The sequence below is a fragment of the Salmonella sp. 32031103-2018-00083-FB-01-SM-01 genome, from assembly GCF_017571995.1.
Classification (GTDB): Bacteria; Pseudomonadota; Gammaproteobacteria; order Enterobacterales; family Enterobacteriaceae; genus Salmonella; species Salmonella enterica.
The window spans coordinates 121,448-143,810 of record NZ_JAGEQL010000006.1; the positions used below are offsets into that span (position 1 = coordinate 121,448).

Annotated in this window: 21 protein-coding genes, 1 tRNA gene and 1 pseudogene; 7 read left to right on the forward strand and 16 right to left on the reverse strand. The window is 54.3% G+C overall.

Going from position 1 to position 22,363, the window contains the following annotated elements; all coding sequences use genetic code 11:
* Nucleotides 1–67: 67 nt before the first annotated feature.
* Entirely contained in the window at nucleotides 68–1,204 is a 1,137-nt protein-coding gene (pdxB, locus tag J4614_RS17330) for a 4-phosphoerythronate dehydrogenase PdxB (protein WP_000699176.1), read from the reverse strand.
* Nucleotides 1,205–1,307: 103 nt separating this feature from the next.
* Between pdxB and flk the strand changes: the two genes are divergently transcribed.
* Nucleotides 1,308–2,309 (forward strand): flagella biosynthesis regulator Flk, encoded by a 1,002-nt coding sequence (gene flk / locus J4614_RS17335; RefSeq protein ID WP_000553396.1) that lies wholly within the window; start codon nucleotides 1,308–1,310, stop codon nucleotides 2,307–2,309.
* Here flk and J4614_RS17340 read toward each other — a convergent pair.
* Both J4614_RS17340 and J4614_RS17345 read right to left on the reverse strand, forming a co-directional pair.
* Nucleotides 2,306–3,484, reverse strand: coding sequence for an MFS transporter (locus tag J4614_RS17340; RefSeq protein WP_000127728.1), 1,179 nt, complete (start codon nucleotides 3,482–3,484; stop codon nucleotides 2,306–2,308). The two genes, flk and J4614_RS17340, sit on opposite strands and share 4 nt — an antisense overlap.
* A 179-nt stretch (nucleotides 3,485–3,663) precedes the next feature.
* The gene (locus J4614_RS17345; RefSeq protein ID WP_043942888.1) at nucleotides 3,664–3,981 is read right to left on the reverse strand and encodes a hypothetical protein; all 318 of its coding nucleotides are present in this window, start codon (nucleotides 3,979–3,981) and stop codon (nucleotides 3,664–3,666) included.
* Here J4614_RS17345 and J4614_RS17350 point away from each other — a divergent pair.
* Nucleotides 3,961–4,218, forward strand: a pseudogene (locus tag J4614_RS17350) (DUF3828 domain-containing protein); the annotation flags it as partial. The gene J4614_RS17345 and the pseudogene J4614_RS17350 overlap by 21 nt on opposite strands.
* Nucleotides 4,219–4,284: 66 nt before the next feature.
* On the opposite strand, the gene J4614_RS17355 reads toward J4614_RS17350, so the two are convergent.
* Complete coding sequence (locus J4614_RS17355) at nucleotides 4,285–4,941, reverse strand: CPBP family glutamic-type intramembrane protease (protein WP_001142909.1); 657 nt, start codon at nucleotides 4,939–4,941, stop codon at nucleotides 4,285–4,287.
* A gap of 97 nt (nucleotides 4,942–5,038) precedes the next feature.
* A complete protein-coding gene (gene fabB / locus J4614_RS17360) occupies nucleotides 5,039–6,253 on the reverse strand; it encodes a beta-ketoacyl-ACP synthase I (RefSeq protein ID WP_000817161.1) in 1,215 nt (404 codons plus the stop codon).
* Between the two features lie 159 nt (nucleotides 6,254–6,412).
* Between fabB and mnmC the strand changes: the two genes are divergently transcribed.
* Nucleotides 6,413–8,413, forward strand: a complete 2,001-nt coding sequence (gene mnmC, locus J4614_RS17365; protein WP_196774672.1) for a bifunctional tRNA (5-methylaminomethyl-2-thiouridine)(34)-methyltransferase MnmD/FAD-dependent 5-carboxymethylaminomethyl-2-thiouridine(34) oxidoreductase MnmC — start codon at nucleotides 6,413–6,415, stop codon at nucleotides 8,411–8,413.
* A 51-nt stretch (nucleotides 8,414–8,464) separates the two neighbouring features.
* Here mnmC and J4614_RS17370 read toward each other — a convergent pair whose 3' ends face one another.
* Genes J4614_RS17370 through prmB form a run of 6 tightly spaced genes read right to left on the reverse strand, consistent with a single transcriptional unit; the run spans nucleotide 8,465 to nucleotide 13,011 of the window.
* Nucleotides 8,465–8,740, reverse strand: a complete 276-nt coding sequence (locus tag J4614_RS17370; protein WP_000559749.1) for a YfcL family protein — start codon at nucleotides 8,738–8,740, stop codon at nucleotides 8,465–8,467.
* 32 nt (nucleotides 8,741–8,772) lie between these two features.
* A complete protein-coding gene (locus J4614_RS17375) occupies nucleotides 8,773–9,321 on the reverse strand; it encodes an elongation factor P hydroxylase (RefSeq protein WP_001066345.1) in 549 nt (182 codons plus the stop codon).
* Nucleotides 9,321–10,130 carry a sulfite exporter TauE/SafE family protein gene (locus J4614_RS17380; RefSeq protein ID WP_000368599.1) on the reverse strand — a complete coding sequence of 270 codons (810 nt, stop codon included), beginning with the start codon at nucleotides 10,128–10,130 and terminating at the stop codon, nucleotides 9,321–9,323. Before J4614_RS17380 ends, J4614_RS17375 begins: the two co-directional genes overlap by 1 nt.
* Nucleotides 10,130–10,954: a penicillin-insensitive murein endopeptidase gene (gene mepA, locus J4614_RS17385; protein ID WP_000750428.1), complete on the reverse strand. Its 825-nt coding sequence runs from the start codon at nucleotides 10,952–10,954 to the stop codon at nucleotides 10,130–10,132. The genes J4614_RS17380 and mepA overlap by 1 nt, the downstream gene beginning before the upstream one ends.
* 3 nt (nucleotides 10,955–10,957) lie before the next feature.
* On the reverse strand, nucleotides 10,958–12,043 hold the full coding sequence (gene aroC, locus J4614_RS17390) for a chorismate synthase (protein WP_000918451.1): 1,086 nt from the start codon (nucleotides 12,041–12,043) through the stop codon (nucleotides 10,958–10,960).
* 35 nt (nucleotides 12,044–12,078) lie between these two features.
* The gene (gene prmB, locus J4614_RS17395; RefSeq protein WP_001542329.1) at nucleotides 12,079–13,011 is read right to left on the reverse strand and encodes a 50S ribosomal protein L3 N(5)-glutamine methyltransferase; all 933 of its coding nucleotides are present in this window, start codon (nucleotides 13,009–13,011) and stop codon (nucleotides 12,079–12,081) included.
* 165 nt (nucleotides 13,012–13,176) lie between these two features.
* Between prmB and smrB the strand changes: the two genes are divergently transcribed.
* On the forward strand, nucleotides 13,177–13,728 hold the full coding sequence (gene smrB, locus J4614_RS17400; RefSeq protein ID WP_000730794.1) for an endonuclease SmrB: 552 nt from the start codon (nucleotides 13,177–13,179) through the stop codon (nucleotides 13,726–13,728).
* A gap of 99 nt (nucleotides 13,729–13,827) precedes the next feature.
* Here smrB and sixA read toward each other — a convergent pair whose 3' ends face one another.
* The 4 genes from sixA to J4614_RS17420 all read right to left on the reverse strand — a co-directional run bounded on the left by sixA (nucleotide 13,828) and on the right by J4614_RS17420 (nucleotide 18,440).
* Complete coding sequence (gene sixA, locus J4614_RS17405) at nucleotides 13,828–14,313, reverse strand: phosphohistidine phosphatase SixA (protein WP_001195805.1); 486 nt, start codon at nucleotides 14,311–14,313, stop codon at nucleotides 13,828–13,830.
* A 208-nt stretch (nucleotides 14,314–14,521) separates the two neighbouring features.
* Nucleotides 14,522–16,669, reverse strand: a complete 2,148-nt coding sequence (fadJ, locus tag J4614_RS17410) for a fatty acid oxidation complex subunit alpha FadJ (RefSeq protein WP_208293258.1) — start codon at nucleotides 16,667–16,669, stop codon at nucleotides 14,522–14,524.
* The gene (gene fadI, locus J4614_RS17415) at nucleotides 16,669–17,979 is read right to left on the reverse strand and encodes an acetyl-CoA C-acyltransferase FadI (RefSeq protein WP_208293259.1); all 1,311 of its coding nucleotides are present in this window, start codon (nucleotides 17,977–17,979) and stop codon (nucleotides 16,669–16,671) included. The genes fadJ and fadI overlap by 1 nt, the downstream gene beginning before the upstream one ends.
* Nucleotides 17,980–18,155: 176 nt before the next feature.
* Nucleotides 18,156–18,440: a YfcZ/YiiS family protein gene (locus J4614_RS17420; protein WP_000030904.1), complete on the reverse strand. Its 285-nt coding sequence runs from the start codon at nucleotides 18,438–18,440 to the stop codon at nucleotides 18,156–18,158.
* Nucleotides 18,441–18,810: 370 nt separating this feature from the next.
* On the opposite strand from J4614_RS17420, the gene fadL reads away from it, so the two are divergent.
* Nucleotides 18,811–20,118, forward strand: coding sequence for a long-chain fatty acid transporter FadL (fadL, locus tag J4614_RS17425; protein ID WP_001549822.1), 1,308 nt, complete (start codon nucleotides 18,811–18,813; stop codon nucleotides 20,116–20,118).
* 60 nt (nucleotides 20,119–20,178) lie between these two features.
* Here the strand turns inward: fadL and mlaA are convergent, their stop codons facing one another.
* Complete coding sequence (mlaA, locus tag J4614_RS17430) at nucleotides 20,179–20,934, reverse strand: phospholipid-binding lipoprotein MlaA (RefSeq protein WP_000776789.1); 756 nt, start codon at nucleotides 20,932–20,934, stop codon at nucleotides 20,179–20,181.
* 288 nt (nucleotides 20,935–21,222) lie between these two features.
* On the opposite strand from mlaA, the gene J4614_RS17435 reads away from it, so the two are divergent.
* Both J4614_RS17435 and J4614_RS17440 read left to right on the forward strand, forming a co-directional pair.
* Nucleotides 21,223–22,164, forward strand: coding sequence for a formate/nitrite transporter family protein (locus tag J4614_RS17435; protein ID WP_208293260.1), 942 nt, complete (start codon nucleotides 21,223–21,225; stop codon nucleotides 22,162–22,164).
* A gap of 75 nt (nucleotides 22,165–22,239) precedes the next feature.
* A tRNA-Arg gene (locus J4614_RS17440) sits at nucleotides 22,240–22,314 on the forward strand.
* Nucleotides 22,315–22,363 lie beyond the last annotated feature (49 nt).

The window sequence follows — 22,363 nt, forward strand, 5'->3', positions numbered from 1 at the left end:
GGTGATTTACTCCAGAAATACATAAGCGTCCCTGTCGCATTATTCGACAGGGAGCATTAAGAAGACATTAATGTGCCGGGTGATGAACAGCGTTAAAACCTAGCTTACACAGCAAGGCGGCTGCCGTTTCGTCGTCACACATCACGTATAAAGACGACCATTCACGGCGCTCAAGATAATTTTTACGCAATTTATCAAATTCACCCGGAATTCCAGCGACTTTACGCAGTGGCGCATCGTCGCGGCGCACATCATACACCAAATGCGCCAGTCTTTTCAGCGTCGGTTGATCCAGCGGGCCGTGAAGCGTAATACGACCAAACTCAGGCGCAGGCAGTAATGTCTCCAGCGCGACATGCTGCTCGCGACCGATAAACGCGCTATACGCCTCAAAGACCTGGGTGGTGCCGCGCGCTTTGCCTTCCAGCGTATAGCCGGCAATATGCGACGTGCCGATATCCACGGCTTCCAGTAGCGCGACGTTAAGATCCGGTTCGCCCTCCCACACATCAAGCACCACGCTCAGCGGCTGCCCGGCATTAAGTCGCGCCAACAACGCGGCGTTATCCACCACCGGACCGCGGCAGGCGTTAATGAGAATGGCGCCGGGTTTCAGTCGACGGATCAGCGTCTCATCGGCCAGATGCAGCGTTTTGTACGGTCCGTCTTTATAAAGCGGCGTATGGAAAGTCAGGACATCCGCTTCCTGCACCAGCTCATCCAGCGTACGAAAATCACCCTCGTCCCCGCGTGCGGCGCGTGGCGGATCGCACAGCAACGTGCGGATACCCAACGCTTCAAGCCTGGTCTGTAGCCGGCTTCCGACGTTACCCACGCCGACAATCCCTATAGTGCGATCGCGTAACGAAAAGCCGTCACGTTCGGCCAGCATCAACAGCGCGGAAAACACATACTCCACCACGGCGATAGCATTACAGCCGGGCGCGGCTGAAAAACCGATGCCCGCCTGCTTCAGCCATGCCTCATCCACATGATCGGTGCCTGCCGTAGCAGTACCAACGAAGTTAATCGGCGTGCCGCTCAGCAGCGATTCATTCACTTTCGTGACCGAACGCACCATTAACGCATCGGCATGGTTCAATTCTTCAACGGGGATCGGGCGACCCGGCACTGCCTTTACCTCACCCAGGCGGCTAAATAATTCGCGGGCGTAAGGCATATTTTCATCAACGAGAATTTTCACGACTGTCGTACCTGTTTGAGAACGAGAGTTAACCGAACAAGTGTGCCATAATCTGGCCGCCAGGCATATATTGCTCAGATTTATGGTTAAAGGATAATTAATTATGCATCCCATCTCCGGTGCCCCTGCACAGCCTCCAGGCGAAGGGCGTAATCCTCTTTCCGCTGCGAGCGAGCAGCCGCTTTCCATGCAACAGCGTACGGTACTGGAAAGGCTGATCACGCGCCTGATTTCACTGACCCAGCAGCAAAGCGCGGAAGTATGGGCCGGAATGAAACACGATCTGGGGATAAAAAATGACGCGCCGCTACTGTCGCGCCACTTCCCCGCCGCTGAACAGAATCTTACCCAGCGTCTGGGCGTAGCGCAGCAAAATCACGCCAATCGTCAGGTGCTTTCACAGCTAACAGAGCTGCTTGGCGTCGGGAATAATCGTCAGGCCGTCAGCGATTTTATCCGTCAGCAATACGGTCAAACCGCGCTTAGCCAGCTTACGCCCGATCAACTCAAAAACGTGCTGACGCTCCTGCAACAGGGGCAGCTTTCCATTCCGCAGCCGCAGCAACGTCCGGCAACGGATCGGCCATTATTGCCTGCTGAACATAATACGTTGAATCAGTTGGTGACGAAGCTGGCGGCCGCGACCGGCGAGTCAAACAAACTTATCTGGCAATCAATGCTGGAACTCTCCGGCGTGAAAAGCGGCGAGCTCATTCCGGCAAAGCAGTTTACCCATCTGGCGACATGGCTACAGGCGCGGCAGACGCTGTCACTACAACACGCGCCTACGCTACATACGCTGCAGGCTGCGTTAAAACAACCGCTTGAGCCAGACGAGCTCACAGCGATCAAAGAGTATGCCCAACACACTTATCAAATTCAGCCGCAAACGGTGCTGACCACCGCCCAGGTACAGGACTTACTTAACCATATTTTCCTGCGTCGCGTAGAGCGGGAGGCGAATGAGCTGGAACCGCTCTCTATTCAACCCATCTACCGCCCGTTCGCGCCGATGATTGAAACCGTGAAAAATCTGTCTGCGCGACCAGGCCTGTTGTTTATCGCGCTAATAATTGTACTGGCGCTTTTCTGGCTGGTTTCTTAACCACGCCGGAACGATAATATCGTCACCAGGATGCCAACCACCGCGGAGATCGCTCCCGCGAGGAATACGGAAGGATAGCCGCATGACGTGGCCAGCATGCCCGCCAGCGGGCCGGTAACGCCGTAGGAGATATCCTGAAACGCGGCGTAGCCGCCGAGCGCCGTACCGCGTACCTGTGCAGGTACGCGTTTCACAACCTCCACGCCCAGCGCCGGGAAAATCAATGAACACCCTGCCCCGGTGAGCGCCGCGCCTACCAGCGCTATCCAGGCCGTCGGCGCCAGCCACAAGAGCAGCAGTCCTGCCGTCTCAACCAGCAATGAGACAACGGCGACCTTCACGCCGCCAAAGCGGTCCGGCATCCAACCGAACAATATGCGCATCAGTACAAACGCACCGCCAAACGCGGTCAGGGTGAATCCCGCCATCGTCCAGCCATTGCTGACAAAATAAAGTGAAATAAACGTACCGATGACGGCAAAGCCCACGCCCTGCAATGCCAGGCCCAGGCCCGGTTTCCAGATAAGCCCGACCACGCTCCACAGTGAAGGTCGCTCCCCCGTATACGCAGGCACTTTACGCACGGTGCCGTTGAATGCCCAGGCCAGCAGCGGTAAAACCATCGTCGTTCCCGCCAGCGCCGCGAAGCCAAAGTGGCTATGGATCAGCAAGCCCAACGGCGCACCGGCCGCCAGCGCGCCGTAAATCGCCATTCCGTTCCACGACATCACCTTACCGGAACGCGTTGGGCCAACCAGCCCCAGTCCCCAGGTCAGGGTTCCGGTCAGCAGCTGGCTTTCGCCAAATCCGAGGATCAAACGCCCGACAATAAGCAGCGCGAATTTTACCGGCGCGGAAACCGGCAACAGCGCTGCCAGGAGCCAGGCGGCGCCCGCCAGCCCGCAGGCAAACATCCCCTGTAACGCCGATCGTTTAGCGCCATATTGATCCGCCAGCCGTCCGGCATAGCCGCGCGTCAGTACCGTCGCAAAAAACTGAATGCCCACGGCGATCCCAACCATCGTATTGCTATAGCCCAGTTCGTGATGGACAAAAAGCGGGATGACGGGTAACGGCAGGCCGACCGTCATATAGGTCAGGAAAACCGCAAAGGCGATGCGGAACAGCGAAAAATTCGCAGACGGGGTCGTTGTTTTTTGGCTAACTGCTGTCATGCATTACTCCAGAATGCAGAGTAAGGCGGGGAAAGGCCACGCCCCCCTCTACCTGAACGTCAGGATTAAGGTGCGTTGGATAACGTTAAACGCTTACGCATTATCGGAAGGATAATGTAGAGAGTGAAGTCTGCCTGTGAGACGCGAAACTTGTCAACCTTGAAATTGCAGCCAGGGTATCAACGCGGCGGCGTGTCATCAAACAGAAAGGGAAAGACCGCTTTCATCCCTCTCACCTTAAACCGCCCGGTCACCTGCTTGCGCTGTTCTGGCGTCAGTAACCTGAACATCATCTCCCAGATATCTTCAGGCTCCGCTTCCTGTAAGGAAATGGGTTCTGGCGTCGGTTCCTCTCCGCTGTCGTCCAGATAACGATGAACATAAAGAGGGAAAACAGATATATGAAACTCCTCGGCCTTTGATTTAACACGCTTACGCCTGACACCCTCTTTCCCTTCGCTGTACTTATACAAACGGCGCCAGAGTGGATTCCACAGTTACGGGTTGGGAAGGCACACCCTTTCCTCGGCGGAGAAAAAGTGGATGTTCTGTTGGCTACAGGGTCAACGCCCATCCACCTGGAAGTTTATACCCGTTGGGAAGAGGGACGCTGGAAAATTTACCGCGTTCGGGATGCTGATAAGGGTTATGAACAGCCGATTTATGACGCAGGCGCCATCACCCAAGCTGAGGCCTGGTCAGCGAAAGTCGCGCCGGAATATAAGAAGCATTAAAAAAGGGAACCGCCATCGGTCTCTTGTTCGTACCGGAGAGGTTAAAGCGCCTATTGCATCAGGCGCTTATTCCGTCGCTGAAAACAGTAAGCCGAAAATAACCCAGGCATTATTTAAAATATGAAGTATTATCGGTATCATTAGCCCACGGCTTCTCATTCGAACAACGCATAATATCGATGAAAAAACAAACAGATAAACAAAAGTCACCGCAAAGAGATATTGTGTATGCATAAACGCAAAAGCGAGTGAGGTAATAATAATACCGGAAACTCTTGAGTACCGACCCCAACCGATACTGCTGTTTAATAAAAACCCTCTGAATATAATTTCCTCCGCCACAGGAGCCAGAAAGCACATCGCCAGCGTGTTAAGAAATTTATGAAGAAAAAATTGCCTTGATAACTCGGCCATCCAGGGTTCCGGGCCACTAAAAGCATTGTAGAGAACGGTAAGGCACACCAGGGCCAACGCCGGAAAAAAACATTCCACAAATGATAAGCGGCCCAATGATAAAAACGGATAATACTTTGAATAAATACTCCAGGCGGCAATCGCATAGACAAAAACAATACTATATATAAAAGGCGCAGCCAGACCTGCCAAATAAAGCCAGGCATAGGAAGGCGAAAATGAGGCAAAAACAAAAATGCCAAGCAAACCAAATAAAACAGCCACACAACTCAAACTATGCCTAATTTTATCTAATGTATTAGTTGGCATTTATAGAATATCCATATAATTTGTTGTTCCCTGAATGAAAAAACAGGTCGCATTAGCGACCTGTTTCATTATTGATACTACAACGTAATAGTCAGGCTTACAACTTACGCATCACCAGCGTGGCGTTGGTGCCGCCAAAACCGAAGCTGTTAGACATTACAGTAGTCAGTTCACGCTCGGTCGTTTCGGTCACGATGTTCAGGCCCGCGGCCTGCTCATCCAGCTCTTCGATGTTGATACTCGGCGCGATAAAACCGTGCTCCAGCATCAGCAGAGAGTAGATAGCTTCCTGCACGCCTGCGGCACCCAGCGAGTGGCCGGTCATCGCTTTGGTCGCGGAGATAGCCGGGCTGTTATCGCCAAACACTTCACGGATTGCACCGAGTTCTTTCACGTCGCCTACCGGAGTAGAGGTACCGTGAGAGTTCAGGTAGTCGATCGGCGTGTCTACGCCGTGCATCGCCATCTGCATGCAACGTACTGCGCCTTCACCAGACGGAGCAACCATGTCTGCGCCATCGGATGTTGCGCCGTAACCGACGATTTCCGCATAGATATGCGCGCCGCGCGCCAGAGCGTGTTCCAGCTCTTCGACAACAACCATACCGCCACCGCCTGCGATGACAAACCCATCACGGTGCGCATCATAGGTACGGGACGCTTTTTCAGGCGTATCGTTATATTTGGTGGACAGCGCGCCCATCGCGTCGAACTCACAGGCCATTTCCCAGCACAGCTCTTCGCCGCCGCCAGCAAAAACGATGTCCTGTTTGCCCAGTTGGATCTGTTCAACCGCATTGCCGATACAGTGTGCGGAGGTCGCGCAAGCGGAGCTAATGGAGTAGTTCACGCCATAAATTTTAAACGGCGTAGCGAGGCAGGCGGAAACGCCGGATGCCATTGCTTTCGTCACCACATACGGGCCCACGGCTTTCAGACCACGCGGGCTACGCATGGCGTCTGCGCCAAAGACCTGGAATTTCGGGGAGCCGCCGCCGGAACCTGCAATCAGGCCGACACGCGGGTTATTCTGATAGACTTCCGGCGCCAGACCGGCGTCGGCCACTGCCTGCTCCATAGACAGATAAGCATAGATGGAGGCGTCGCTCATAAAGCGCACGACTTTGCGGTCAATGAGGCCAGTGGTATCCAGTTTTACGTTGCCCCATACCTGGCTACGCATGCCGGCGTCCTTCAGCTCCTGAGAGAAAGTGATCCCTGAACGTCCTTCACGCAGAGATGCCAGGACTTCCTGCTGGTTATTACCGATGCTGGAAACGATGCCCAGGCCAGTAATCACTGCACGTTTCATTCAATACCTCTGTAATTCGCACTATTTTTAAGTTTCGATTGGCACAATAGCGTACACTTGTACGCCGAACAAGTCCGATCAGCCATTTAGTACGGAAATTTGCGCCGTCAGGCACACATCGTTAAGATCGCGATACCGCCCGTCAGACGAGTAACTTACGTGAAACAATACGCCATACAACCCGCCACACTCGAATTTAACGCTGAGGGTACACCTGTTTCCCGAGATTTTGATGATGTCTATTTTTCTAATGACAATGGACTCGAAGAGACACGCTACGTTTTTCTTGGCGGCAATCGTCTTGAGGAGCGATTTCCCGTACATTCACATCCATTATTTATAGTCGCGGAAAGCGGTTTTGGCACCGGACTCAACTTCCTGACGCTGTGGCAGGCGTTTGACAGCTTTCGTTCTGCGCACCCACAGGCGACGCTGCAAAGGTTACATTTCATCAGTTTTGAGAAATTTCCGTTAACGCGCGGCGATCTGGCGCTGGCGCACCAACACTGGCCGGAGCTCGCGCCTTGGGCAGAGCAACTGCAGGCGCAATGGCCGCTGCCGCTCCCGGGGTGCCACCGCCTATTGCTGGATCGGGGTCGGGTGACGCTGGATTTGTGGTTTGGCGATATTAATGAACTGACCGACCAACTGGACGCCACGCTGAATCAAACAGTCGACGCCTGGTTCCTCGACGGTTTTGCCCCGGCGAAAAATCCGGATATGTGGACGCCAAACCTGTTTAACGCGATGGCTCGGCTGGCGCGGCCCGGCGCAACGCTGGCGACGTTTACCTCGGCGGGTTTCGTCCGTCGGGGATTGCAGGAAGCCGGTTTTACCATGCAAAAACGCAAAGGCTTCGGACGTAAACGCGAGATGCTTTGTGGAGTGATGGAACAACACCTCATGCCGACCCTTTCCGCGCCCTGGTTTTACCGCAGCGGAAGCGAAAAACGTGAAACGGCGATCATTGGCGGCGGCATCGCCAGCGCGCTGTTATCACTGGCGTTACTGCGTCGCGGCTGGCAGGTGACCCTCTATTGCGCGGACGACCAGCCCGCCCAGGGCGCTTCCGGTAATCGACAGGGCGCGCTTTATCCGCTCCTTAGCAAACATGACGCCGCCATTAATCGCTTTTTCCCGACCGCATTCACCTTTGCCCGTCGCCTGTATGATGCCCTGCCCGTCTCTTTTGATCATGACTGGTGCGGCGTGACGCAGCTCGGATGGGATGAGAAAAGCCAGCAGAAAATTACCCAGATACTGTCCCTGGCGCTGCCCGCCGGACTGGCCTCGGCGCTCAATGCCGAAGAGGCGGAACAGGCGGTTGGCGTGACGACACGCTGCGGAGGAATTACCTATCCGGCAGGCGGCTGGCTGTGCCCGGAACAATTAACTCGCGCAGTCATCGCACTGGCGACCGAACAGGGTTTACAAACGCGCTTTTGCCATACGCTCACGTCGCTCGTTGCGCAGGAGTCGCGCTGGCAACTGCGCTTTACGTCAGGTGAAACCGCCAGCCATGAGACCGTCGTCCTGGCGAACGGCCATCAGATTAACCGTTTTGATCAGACCCGGCCGCTGCCAGTTTATGCCGTCGGGGGGCAGGTCAGTCATATTCCCACCACCCCCGCCCTCTCGGCGTTGCGTCAGGTGTTATGCTACGACGGCTATCTGACGCCGCAAAATCCGCATAATCAGCAGCACTGTATTGGCGCCAGCTATCACCGGGGCGATGAAAGCACCGTCTGGCGCGAAGAAGATCAGCGTCAGAACCGACAGCGTCTGCTTGACTGTTTTCCGGATGCGAAATGGGCCACAGAGGTTGACGTTAGCGGCAACAGCGCCCGTTGCGGCGTGCGTTGCGCCACCCGCGACCATCTGCCGATGGTGGGCAATGTCCCGGATTACCACGCCACGCTGACGCATTACGCCGATTTAGCCGATAATAAAACGTCGGCGGCGCCTGCGCCTGTGTATCCAGGTTTATTTATGCTCGGCGCGCTGGGATCGCGCGGTTTGTGCTCAGCGCCATTATGCGCAGAAATTCTGGCGGCGCAGATGAGTAACGAGCCGATTCCACTGGATGCCGGTACGCTGGCGGCGTTAAATCCGAATCGGTTATGGGTGAGAAAGTTATTGAAGGGAAAAGCGGTGAAGTAATGGGTCAGTCAATAGCGGAAGGCGGCAAGCGTCGCCTTCCGGCCCACGGCGTTATTGTTTTGCCTTGTCGAACAAATTGTCCCACATCGCTTTGACTAACGCCTGATCGCGCGGCGACAGTTCGCCGGCGCCGATCGCTTTTTCCAGACTTTGGCTAACGTTGGCATAGACCGCCTCGACGGAGTGGTCATCACCGCTCTCCAGCTCGGCAATGGCTAACGTCAGGTGGCCACGCAGGTATCCACTGGCAAAAAGCTCATCGTCGCTGGCGTGCTCTACCATATCGTCAATTAATGCCAGAATGCGTGATTCAAACTCCGCGATCATCTTCTTTCCTCATTGTAAACGTGGCGCTGGCTTTAATTAAGCGCTTCCGGCCACGGGAACTGTTCCGCCTTAAGTTCGGGCGTGTGATAGTAATTCTGTAGCGCTTTGATGAAGCGGGCCGGACGTTCAGGAATGCCCTGCTCCAGATACGCCATTACCTGCGCATGAACCCGGCGCTGAAACGCCACGCGATCCGGCTCAATATCGCCTTCCAGATTGTCGCAACTGACGTTAAAGGGATACCCCGCCGCCACGCAAAACAACCAGTCGAAAGCCTGTGGCTTCACCTCAACGTCTTCGAATTGACTTTGGGTCTGCGCGTCGCGTCCGTCCGGGCAGTACCAGTAACCAAAGTCAACCAGTTCGCGGCGCGCCTTACCGGCGATACACCAGTGAGAAATCTCATGCAGCGCGCTGGCGTAAAACCCATGCGCAAAGACGATGCGGTGGTACGGTACCTGCGCGTCAGCAGGAAGATAGATCGGTTCGTCGTCGCCTTTAATCAGACGGGTATTAAATTCTTCGGCAAAGCAGCCGTTAAAAATCTCAATTAACTGTTCGTAATGGTGCGTATTGTTCATTAATTCATCCCCAACCAGTGGAGGATCTCCTGTCCGTGGCTATCATAAAGTAACCTGGCGCTCATTACCGCCGAGACAATAACGATCATCGGTCTGATAAGCTTTTGGCCTTTGCTCAACACCAGACGCGACCCCATTCGCGCCCCTAAAAACTGACCAACCAGCATCACGAAGCCCGTCGCCCAGATCACTTTGCCGCCGATGATAAATAACAGCAGGCCGCCAACGTTGGAAGTAGCGTTAAGCACTTTGGCATGTGCCGTGGATTTCGCCAGGTTATAGCCACATAAGGTGACAAACGCCAGAGCGTAAAACGACCCGGCGGCAGGCCCGAAAAAACCGTCGTAAAACCCGACGCATCCCCCGGCTATCAGCGCGAACGGTAATCCATACAGGCGGCGCTGGCGATCTTCCTCGCCCAGCTTCGGCATCAATAAAAAATAGAGGCCGATGAAAATCACCAGGATAGGCAAGATCTGGCGCAAAATATCCGCCTGCACGTGCTGCACCAGCAGCGCACCGCTCATCGAGCCAATGAACGTCATCAGAATATTGAGCTTTTGCTCCGCCAGGTTTACCACTTTACGGCGAATAAAATAGAGCGAAGATGAGAGGGAGCCGCCACACGCCTGTAATTTATTGGTCGCCAGCGCATTTGCCGGCGACATCCCGGCGGCCATCAGCGCAGGGATAGTGAGCAGCCCTCCGCCCCCGGCGATAGAATCAATAAATCCTGCCAGTACGGCGACAAAAAACAGCACCACCAGCAGCAGCGGGGAGACCATAAACAGATCATAAAAATTGTCCATCAGAGTACATGCTCATCCAGTAGCGCCTGGCAGGAAGGCGGCAACGGCGGCGGTGTCTTCTTCTCAGGCTTTGTGGTGCCAGGTTTTGGCGGTTCGAACCAGCTTTGCAGTTCAGCGCCGCATCCATCGCCCGGCGGGGGTAAAGGTTGATCTTCGCACTCCAGGCTGTCGGCAGGGCAGCGTAAACGCACGTGCATATGCGCGCGATGCTGGAACCAGGGGCGTACTTTACGTAGCCAGTCACGATCGTTTCCGGCATCGAGGCAAAGCTGTTGTTTAATAGCCGGATTGACGAAAATACGGGTGACGTCATTGTCTTGTGCCGCCAGTTTGATCAGACTGGCGATATCCGACGACCAGCGCGACGGCACGACATGTTTACCGTCGCGGGACACCAGATCTAACGCCTGCGGGCGCAATAGCTGCGCCTGGCTCCAGCGCGTTTTCGGCAACTGCAAGAAAATATCCACATCAAGCCCGGTCTGATGACTGGCGTGTCCGCCATTAAAGCGGCCTCCGGCAGGCATCCCCATGTCGCCTATCAGGACGGTTCCGAGCCCCCGTTGCTGCGCCTGATGACTCAACCGCTGGATAAACATGACCAGATCCGGGTGGCCGAAATAACGGCGCTGATCGGTGCGCATCACCTGATAATTATCGGACTGTACCGGCAACGTGTCGGCGCCAATGATGCATCCGTTGGCAAAGCTACCGATAGACTGGGCTGCGCCGGGGACAGGATGAGTTATTTTCTGCCACGGCGTCGCCGCCAGGCTGGCGCTACTGACAAACCATGCCAGCAGCGCAATCGCGGTTTTTTTCATTTCTTACCAGCGTGGAATCTCTGTCTTTACATCCGCATTCTGTGCCCGATGGCGCAGCAGGTGATCCATCAGCACGATCGCCAGCATGGCTTCTGCGATCGGCACTGCGCGAATCCCCACACACGGATCGTGGCGCCCTTTGGTGATCATCTCGACTTCTTCACCCATCCGGTTGATCGTACGTCCCGGCACGGTAATGCTGGAGGTAGGTTTCAGCGCCATATGCGCCACAATGTGTTGCCCGCTACTGATGCCACCGAGGATGCCGCCAGCGTGGTTGCTCTGAAAACCCTGCGCCGTGATTTCATCGCGATTCTGGCTGCCGCGCAGCGCCACCACGTTAAATCCTTCGCCGATCTCCACGCCTTTCACCGCATTGATGCTCATCAGCGCATGGGCGATGTCCGCATCCAGTCGGTCAAACACCGGTTCGCCAAGCCCTGCCGGCACGCCGCTCGCCATCACCGTCACTTTCGCGCCGATGGAGTCGCCCTCTTTTTTCAGCGCGCGCATCAGTTCGTCCAGCGCGTCAAGTTTGTCCGCATCGGGACAAAAGAACGGATTAAGCTCAACCTGACGCCAGTCTTTAATCTCCAGCGGAATGTCGCCCATCTGGCTCAGGCAGCCGCGGATTTCGATACCGAACTTTTCCGCCAGGTATTTCTTGGCGATCGCCCCTGCCGCTACGCGCATCGCGGTTTCACGCGCAGAAGAACGTCCACCGCCACGGTAATCGCGCAGGCCGTATTTCTGCTCATAGGTGTAATCCGCGTGTCCCGGACGAAAAACATCTTTAATCGCGCTGTAGTCCTGCGAGCGCTGATCGGTGTTTTCAATCAGCAGGCCAATGCTGGTGCCGGTCGTCACGCCATCAAACACGCCGGAGAGAATTTTTACCTGGTCCGGTTCGCGGCGCTGAGTAGTATAGCGCGAGGTGCCAGGGCGGCGTCTGTCGAGATCGTGCTGCAGATCGGCCTCCGTCAACGGGATGCCGGGCGGCACGCCATCGACGATACACCCAAGCGCCAGCCCGTGTGATTCGCCGAAAGTGGTTACGCGAAAGAGTTGTCCAATTGTGTTTCCTGCCATCACGGCTCCGTTATCGTTGTTGTCGTTTGCGTGTTTTAATCTTTATAAATATTGAAATGTTCACGGGCCGCGAGCAACTGCGCTTTGGTCAACATAAAGACGCCATCGCCGCCGTTGTCAAACTCCAGCCAGGTGAACGGCACATCCGGATACTGCTCCATCAGATGTACCATGCTGTTTCCGACTTCACAAATCAGAACGCCGTCATCGGACAGATAATCCGGCGCATTCCCCAGGATACGGCGGGTCAATTTGAGGCCGTCAGTGCCGGACGCCAGCCCCAGCTCAGGTTCGTGGCGATATTCGTTCGGCAGATCGGACATATCCTCCGCATCGACATAAGGCGGGTTAGTGACAATCAGATCGTACTGAACTTTCGGCAGATCGCGGAACAGATCGGAACGGATTGGCGTCACGTGATGGATAAGACCGTGTTCTTCAATGTTATGCTCGGCGACAGCCAGCGCATCCGGCGAAATATCGACCGCATCAACCTCTGCGTCCGGGAAAGCATAAGCACAGGCGATGGCGATGCAGCCGCTACCGGTACACATATCCAGAATATATTTCGGCTGTTGGCTAATAAGGCCGGCGAAGTGGTTATTAATCAGCTCGCCAATCGGCGAACGCGGCACCAGCACGCGCTCATCGACATAAAATTCGTGGCCGCAGAACCAGGCTTTATTGGTCAGGTAGGCGACCGGGATACGCTCGTTAATGCGACGAATCACTCGCTCGACAATGCGGTGTTTTTCGCTGGACGTCAGCCGCGCGGTCCGCATATCTTCCGGAATATCCAGCGGCAGATAAAGAGACGGCAACACCAGTTGTACCGCTTCATCCCACGGGTTATCGGTACCGTGTCCATACCAGATATTCGCCGCGCTAAAGCGGCTTACCGCCCAGCGCAACATGTCCTGAATGGTATGCAGTTCACTTACTGCTTCATCGACGAAAATTTTATCCACGTATTCCTCCAGGGCATGCTCGCATTAAATTCGGCGGCTAGTTTGCCACGAAGACAGGGATAAATCAGCATTGACGCGGCGGGAGAATACGAAAAATCCGTTTTGACCGTTCGGATATCCTCCGGGTCGGGTAAACTAAGGCAAAAGATCAGACGAGACCCACGAATGAAAAAGAAAACATCGCTCAGCGAGGAGGACCAGGCGCTGTTCCGTCAGCTGATGGTCGGCACCCGAAAGATTAAACAGGATACTATCGTCCATCGGCCACTGCGCAAGAAAATCACGGAAGTCCCTACCCGAAGGTTAATTCAGGAACAGGCGGACGCCAGCCACTATTTTTCTGATGAGTTCCAGCCGCTGCTCAATACGGAAGGGCCGGTAAAGTATGTCCGTGAAGATGTCAGCCATTTCGAGCTAAAAAAAATGCGCCGCGGCGACTATTCGCCGGAACTGTTTCTGGATTTACACGGCTTAACGCAGCTTCAGGCCAAGCAGGAACTGGGGGCGCTGATTGCCGCCTGCCGTCGGGAACATATTTTTTGCGCCTGCGTCATGCATGGACACGGTAAACATATTCTGAAACAGCAAACGCCGTTATGGCTGGCGCAGCATCCGCATGTGATGGCCTTTCATCAGGCGCCGAAAGAGTACGGCGGCGACGCCGCGCTGCTGGTGTTGATTGAAGTGGAAGAGTGGCAACCGCCCGAATTACCCTGATGCGGAATTGCCGGATGGCGGCGCAAGCGCCTTATCCAGCCTACGAACAGCCAGCGCTGTCGTAGGCCTGATAAGCGAAGCGCCATCAGGCAGCAAAGATTAAATCGCTTTCGCCATTTTCAGATTGCAGGGACTCATTTGCCAGTTGAATGTCCCCTTGCCGCTTTCATCAAGCGTAACGTTGGCAATTGCGGACGTCGTGAACATCGGCGGCGTTTCGCCCGGACAAAGCTCAGATACCAGGTATCCGACCAGAGGTAAGTGAGAGATCACCAGCACCGATCCGATCTCTTCATTGGCCAGCGCCTGGAGGTAGGCGCTGACCAGACCGACATCGCCACAGGGCGTTAGCTCCGGCAGGACATCCACCTGAGCCGGCAGATTCATACAATCGCCGACCACATCTAACGTCTGTTCGGCCCGAAGAAACGGACTCACCAGAACACGTTCGATATCCACTTTTTGACCTTTCAGCCAGTTCGCCATCAGGCGAGACTCGTCACACCCACAAGAGGTCAAGGGACGAACCGAATCACTGGCGGCATCGAGGGCTGCGTCGCCGTGACGCATGATAAAAACTTGCATATTGCACCGCTTTTGTTAACCAGTTTCACCAACACGCTTACCACATGCCCCTATTGGCTGCGGCAAAAATGCGGTGGCCGGCATTGTGCCTTATCCATTCACTGAATGAAACGCTGTTTTTTACCTCAATGGCGTAAGTATAGTCAATCCTTGATTATTATTTCGCCACTAAGGAGGCATTCAGTGCGGATTCATATTCTCTTTGACCTCAATTTCCCTGGTCAGTTTCCCCATTCGTCCAGAAATGCTCCCTGCGCTCCGCCATGCGCACTAATTGTTCACAAGGCGCGTAACGAGGACCGTAAAGTGCGGCCAGGTGCTGTAATGTCGCCACCATTTCACCCGGCCCGAGAGCATCCATATAGCGGAACGGGCCACCGAGAAACGGCGGAAAACCGATACCAAACACGGCGCCGATATCGCCATCGCGCGCGCTGCGAATCACTTTTTCGTCGAAACAGCGCGCCGCTTCGTTAAGCATTAACATGACACAGCGCTCTGCCACCTGCTGCGCAGACAGTCGACTCTGCCCTTGCACGCCAATAAGCTTATAAATAGCAGGGTCAACCTGTTTTTTGCTTTTACGCCCTTTTTCGCCATAAAGATAGAAACCGCGACCATTTTTTCTACCTTTGCGATCGTCATTCAAAATTGAAGCGACAACATTTGCAGGCGCGCTAAAACGTTCTCCATACGCCGCCTCAAGCACAGGAATAATTTTAGTGCCCGTGTCGATTCCTACCTCATCCAAAAGTTGGATTGGCCCCACCGGAAAACCAAATTTTACCAGGGCGGCGTCAATATGTTCGACGCGTTCGCCTTCAGTCAGCATCCGAATCGCCTCATTGATATATGGCGCAAGAATTCGGTTAACATAAAACCCGGCTTTATCGCTGACGACTATCGGGGTTTTACCCTGTTTTTTCGCCAGCTTAACGGTCGTGGCGATGGTCTGCGCGGAAGTAGACGCATGAGGAATAACCTCAACCAGCGGCATTTTTTCGACCGGGCTAAAAAAGTGCAATCCAATCACCTGTTCCGGTCTGGCCGCATTCGCCGCAATATCGCCAATCGGCAGGGAAGAAGTATTGGAGGCAAAAATGGTGTGAGCAGCGCAATTTTGCTCCACTTCCGCCACCATCTGTTGTTTTAACGGCAGATCTTCAAACACCGCTTCAATGACCAGATCACGATGACTGAAACCACGGTAATCGGTAGAACCTGATATCAACGCCAACTGTTTATCGCGTTCGCTGGCTTTGATATGGCGGCGGCGTACTTTTGTTTCAAGCAGATCCCAGCTGTACTTCAGAGCATGATTGATCCCCTGAGTATTTATATCCTTAATTCGTACTGGCAAGCCGCCTTTACAGGCCGTAACCCAGGCGATACCGCCGCCCATTAACCCGCCGCCTAAGATGCCCACGCTGTTCAGCGGGCCGGGCGGCGCATCGCTACCGGGATCTTTTTTCACCTCGGTACTGGCAAAGAAAATAGCACGCAGCGCCTGCGATTGAGGCGTCATCGCCAGCTCGCCGAAAGCGCGCGCTTCCGCGTCATAGCCGCTACTGCTGCCCTGCGCCAGTCCGGTTTCAATCACATCAATGATCCGCTCCGTCGCCGGATAATTACCCTGCGTTTTTTGCGCCGTCTTTTTACGCACCAGGCGAAATAACAGCGCGCGCCCCAGCGGCCCCGCCAGGATACGTTCACGGACCGGTAATGTCCGTTGCGCCAGACGTTCTTTTTTAGCCAGCTCGACAGCCGCTTCCAGTAAAATAGTTTGCGGCACCACATCATCAACCAACCCGGCTTTAAGCGCCTGTCTGGCGCGAAGCTGTTTACCTGTCAGGATCATATCCAGCGCGGTACTGACCCCCACCAGCCGTGGAAGTCGCTGCGTTCCGCCCGATCCCGGTAAAAGCCCTAACTGTACCTCCGGCAGTCCGAGAACGGTTTTAACGTCGTCGGTACAGATACGCCGATGGCAGGCCAGCGCCATTTCAAGACCGCCACCCAGGCAGGCGCCGTGAATGGCGGCGATAACCGGAACAGGCAACGCCTGGATCTCCGCCATCAGTTGTTGCCCCTGACGCGCCAGCGTTTCCGCTTCCTGCGCGTTTTGGCAGTGGCCTATCATGTTGATATCAGCGCCAGCAATAAAGTTATCTGCTTTGGCTGAGATAAAAACAACGCCCTGCAACGCTTTATTTTCCCGGATCTGCTTCAGGATGGCGCGTACCTGCGCGGCAAACTCCGCTTTCAGGGTGTTCACCTTTTCTCCAGGGACATCAATAGCGACAACCGCGACATTATCCAGACGCACGTTAAGCATAAAAGCTGATGTGGTAGTCATTATTCCGCCTCCAGAACCATCGCCGCGCCAAGACCGCCAGCCGCGCAGGCCGTGACCAGGCCAAAACCTCCTCCCCGACGCCGTAATTCATGCAACGTTTGGGTTATCATCCGCGCGCCCGTTGCGGCAAAAGGATGCCCGTAGGCGATTGAGCCGCCGAGCACGTTGAATTTAGCGTCATCCACCTCCCCTGTTGCCTGCGCACGACCAAGCACCTCACGGGCAAATCGTTTGCTGCCCAGCAGTTGTAAGTTCGCCAGAGTCTGGGCGGCAAACGCTTCATGCATGTCAAAAAGCGCCAGATCGGCCATCGTCAACCCGGCCCGCTCCAGCGCCAGCGGCGTTGACCAGGCCGGCCCCAATAGCATGTCCTGCCAGACATCAATAGCGGTAAAGGCGTAGCTGCGCAGATAACCAAGCGGGCGCAGCCCCAGCTCTTTAGCGCGGGATTCGGTCATCATAATAACGGCGGCAGCGCCGTCGGTCAGCGGTGTACTATTGGCGGCGGTCACAGAGCCATGTTTTCTGTCAAAAGCGGGACGCAGTTTGGCGTAGTCCGCCAGCGTGGAGGCGCCGCGAATGTTGTTGTCTTCTGCAAAGGGGTTTTTATACGGCGGCACATAGGTCGTCATCACTTCTTCCGCCAGTTTACCCTCCGCCCATGCCTGCGCGGCGCGCTGATGTGAACGATGCGCCAGCGCGTCCTGCTGTTCACGCGTAATACCATACGTTTTCGCCATCTGTTCGGCGGTATCGCCCATGCGCAGACCGGTGGAATACTCAGCAACGGCGGGAGGAACGGGCAGCAGGTCGCGTAAGCGCAGACGAGAAAAAAGCGTCAGCCGTTGGCGGGTCGTCCGGGCTTTATTGACATCAACCAGTACCCGCGCCAGGGCTTTACTCACGCCTATTGGCAGTACCGACGACGAATCTGCGCCGCCAGCGATACCCGCGCGTATCGTGCCGGCCATCAGGCTTTCCGCCACATTCGCTACCGCCTGAAAACTGGTGGCGCAGGCGCGGCTTACGCTATAGGCATCGGTATGAACATTCATCCCCGTACCCAGCACAATTTCGCGCGCAATGTTGGGCGCTTCCGGCATTTGTACTACCTGACCAAAAACCAGTTGCTCAATGGCATCGGCTGGAATTTCACTGCGCGCCAGCAGCTCGCCTACCACCATCTTGCCGAGATCAACAGCGGGAATACCATGAAATGCAGTGGCCTGACGAGCGAAGGGGGTTCGTAACCCACTGACAATAGCAATGCGATCGCCCTGGCGGGTGACCAACGGTAAAGCCTGACGCATAGTACTCCCCTGTAAAAAATAAATTAGTGGTCTGACCTGATCACAGTCTTAACCAATTTTTTACATTTAGCCAAGCAGAGAGAAAAGAAAGTGGGAGCTAAGGCACAGTGAAGGGAAGCGACAAAAAAAGAAAACGCCTCCGCCAGATGATGACGGAGGCGTCGTGAATGAACGGATTAACGCAGGCCGAGCTGGAAGATCAGCGTTTCTGCTTCGCAGGCGAAAACAAAATCAATATCCAGACGAACGCCTTCGGATTCCTCGGTAAAGGTTGGCGTAATTTGGCAAGGTTCAGACTCCACGCTACGCGCTTTTTCGGTTAACGCCGCCAGCGTCTCTTCAGCCTCTGCGCGGGTAGCGAATACGCGGCTGTATGACGCGGTGCAATCGGAGTTGTCCATGATGGTTCCAACGTCCATACAGCAGCAAACCGGGGTTTCATCAGCACTGCATTTACTCATTGTAGATTTCCTCTGTATTTGCACCCAGGGTGCCAGATAAACGATGGGGATATTTTACGCTCCCGGCATTCGCCTCTCCAGTCGTTAATGGAGGGAAACGCGTTAAGTGACCGAAATCACACTTAAAAATGATCTAAAACAAAAATCGCGCGATCGGGTGACCGTTAAGCCCGCCGATTTTGCCAGCCAGATCTCGTTTCTAAGATCACAATTGAAAAAACTTATAAACATACTTGCAACATTCTAGCTGGTCAGACCTATACTCTCGCCACTGGTCTGATTTCTAAGTCGTACCGCAGACCCTACACTTCGCGCTCCTGTTACAGCATGTAACATAGTTTGTATAAAAATAATCAATGAGGTTATGGTCATGAGCCAGAAAACCCTGTTTACAAAGTCTGCTCTCGCAGTCGCAGTGGCAATCATCTCCACCCAGGCCTGGTCTGCAGGCTTTCAGTTAAACGAATTTTCTTCCTCTGGCCTTGGCCGGGCCTATTCGGGTGAAGGCGCAATCGCAGATGATGCGGGTAACGTTAGCCGCAACCCGGCGTTAATTACCATGTTTGACCGCCCGACGTTTTCAGCGGGCGCGGTTTATATTGATCCTGATGTTAATATTAGCGGGACATCGCCATCTCGTCGGACGTTAGATGCGGATAACATCGCGCCGACGGCCTGGGTGCCGAACGTCCATTTTGTCGCCCCGATTAACGATCAGTTTGGCTGGGGGGCTTCTATTACCTCTAACTATGGTCTGGCGACAGAGTTTAACGACACATACGCCGGCGGCTCGGTTGGCGGTACGACCGATCTTGAAACCATGAACCTGAATTTAAGCGGCGCTTATCGCTTAAATGAGGCCTGGAGCTTCGGCCTTGGCTTTGATGCGGTATACGCGCGCGCGAAAATCGAACGTTTTGCGGGCGATTTAGGCCAGTTGGTCGCGGCACAGAATCCGGCGCTGGCGCCGGTCGCGGGTCGGATTCCCAGCGATACCAAGATTGCCCACCTGAACGGTAATCAGTGGGGCTTTGGCTGGAATGCCGGGATCCTTTATGAACTGGATAAAAATAACCGCTACGCGCTGACCTACCGCTCGGAAGTCAAAATTGACTTTAAAGGCAACTACAGTAGCGATCTTCCCATCGCTATAAACCAATTTAATCTGCCCATCCCAACGGCAACCGGCGGCGCGACGCAGTCAGGCTACCTGACGCTGAATCTGCCGGAAATGTGGGAAGTGTCCGGTTATAACCGTGTGGCGCCACAGTGGGCCATCCACTATAGCCTGGCCTATACCAGCTGGAGTCAGTTCCAGGAATTGAAGGCAAAATCGACCGCTGGCGATACGCTCTTTGAGAAGCATGAAGGCTTTAAAGACGCTTATCGCATTGCGTTGGGTACCACCTATTACTACGATGACAACTGGACGTTCCGTACCGGTATCGCCTTCGATGACAGCCCGGTACCAGCGCAAAACCGTTCTATCTCTATTCCGGACCAGGACCGTTTCTGGCTGAGCGCCGGTACGACTTACGCCTTTAATAAAGATGCGTCTGTCGACGTTGGCGTCTCTTATATGCATGGTCAGAGCGTGAAAATTAATGAAGGCCCTTATCAGTTTGAATCTGAAGGGAAAGCCTGGCTGTTCGGTACTAACTTTAACTACGCGTTCTAATCTCTTTCTGAAGCGGATCAAAAAGGTGAGCATTGCGCTCACCTTTTTATTTACTGCCGTTTATTCCGAGTCGATCTCTTTGAGTTCGTCCTGAATCGCCTGCGCGTTCGGGTTTTCCTGCGGCTTGAGTTTTCCGCCATTGGCGATAAAGTCATGACGCTGGAAGTACGCCTCGCGCACCATAATATAAGGATCGGAAGACTGACGTAGCAAACCATCGGAGTCCAGCAACTGCGCGCGGGTTTCTATCCCTTCGATAGTCCATTTTCCTATGGACATTGGCCAGGTCAACCACGAGAGCACCGGATACAAGGTATCCGCCATATCCCCGCCATCTTCACGCAGCGTGAAGCTGCCGTAGAACGGAAGTTGCACATAAGGCCCATACCCCACGCCATAATGGCCCAGAGTACTGCCAAAGCGATGCGGTTCAACGCGCTGCAGCTTAGGATTCGCCATTCCCGCGACGTCAATAAAGCCGCCCATCCCTAATAAGGTGTTCAGGAAGAAACGGGTGAAATGCACCATACCCTGATAAGGATCGCCCTGCAGGAAATAGTTCACCATGATCGCCGGTTCTTCGAGGTTGCCGGTGAAATTACTTAAACCGTTACGCGCAGGCTGTGGAACATAATCACGCCAGGCGACCGCGACCGGCCGAACAACATACGGGTCCAGCACATTAAAGTTGAAGTTGTACATGGTGCGGTTAAACCCTTCAAATGGGTCTGAACGCCCCTGCTGTTCTGTACCGGAACTCGCACACCCGACCAGCAGTGTGGTTCCCAGCGCCAGCGCCGACAGGCGAAGCTTCATAGATGTCTCCCTGTGAATTATGGCTATCGCTGATTGCCATCCATGACGGAACGCTACCGTATCCGCCTGTTTAGGTGTGAGCGATTTTAACAGCACGTCAAACGATGTCTATATGCGCGATCTCATTGCTCTGAGCATAGCCTGGTAACGCAACAACGTGACGGCCCTATTCTAACGAAACAGATAAAAACGAGCGTGATCATTTTTATTTTTTCGGAGAATGCCCCGGCCTGGGTAAATGAAAAACCGCTACGCTTTATTAATATGTGTTAATCAGCAGGGATCATCATGGATAGCCTTAACGACGATAAAATTAACCGGCACAGCAGTGACCTGGAAGTTGAAAGCGAAGAAAAACAAAGCGGTAAAGAGATTGAGGTGGATGAAGATCGTCTTCCTTCCCGCGCCATGGCGATTCATGAACATATTCGCCAGGATGGTGAAAAAGAGATGGAACGCGATGCGATGGCTTTGCTCTGGTCAGCCATTGCCGCAGGACTTTCTATGGGGGCATCACTCCTGGCGAAAGGAATTTTCCACGTGCAGCTTGAAGGCGTTCCCGGCGGCTTTTTACTGGAAAATCTCGGCTATACCTTTGGTTTTATCATTGTCATCATGGCCCGCCAGCAATTATTTACTGAAAATACCGTTACTGCCGTATTGCCGGTAATGCAAAATCCCACTCTGAGTAACGTTGGCCTGCTGATGCGCTTATGGGGCGTAGTCTTATTGGGCAACCTTATTGGCACCGGGGTTGCGGCGTGGGCATTTGAATATATGCCTATATTTGATGAAGAGACCCGCGACGCCTTTGTCAAAATTGGCATGGAGGTCATGAAAAATAGCCCAACGGAGATGTTTGCCAACGCGATTATCTCTGGCTGGATCATCGCCACAATGGTATGGATGTTTCCTGCTGCAGGCGGGGCAAAAATTGTGGTCATTATTTTGATGACCTGGCTTATCGCGCTGGGCGATACCACCCATATTGTCGTCGGTTCCGTTGAAATTTTGTATTTGGTTTTCAACGGCACGCTGCCCTGGAGCGACTTTCTCTGGCCCTTCGCCCTTCCCACACTTGCCGGAAATATCTGCGGCGGCACCTTTATTTTCGCATTGATGAGCCACGCGCAGATCCGCAACGATATGAGCAATAAGCGTAAGGAAGAAGCGAGGCTACACGGCGAGCGCCTGGAACGGGAGCGGAAAAAAGCGGAAAAACAGCGCTGAGTGGCGACGGTTTAACCAGTCAGGCGGCGCTACACTTACTCCGGCGAATAAAAAACGCTATACTGGCGCCGCGTTGTCCCCTTAGTTAAATGGATATAACGAGCCCCTCCTAAGGGCTAGTTGCAGGTTCGATTCCTGCAGGGGACACCATTGATACCCAGGACATTCTCTTCTTGCTGTATAGCCTTTCGAGCGGTTC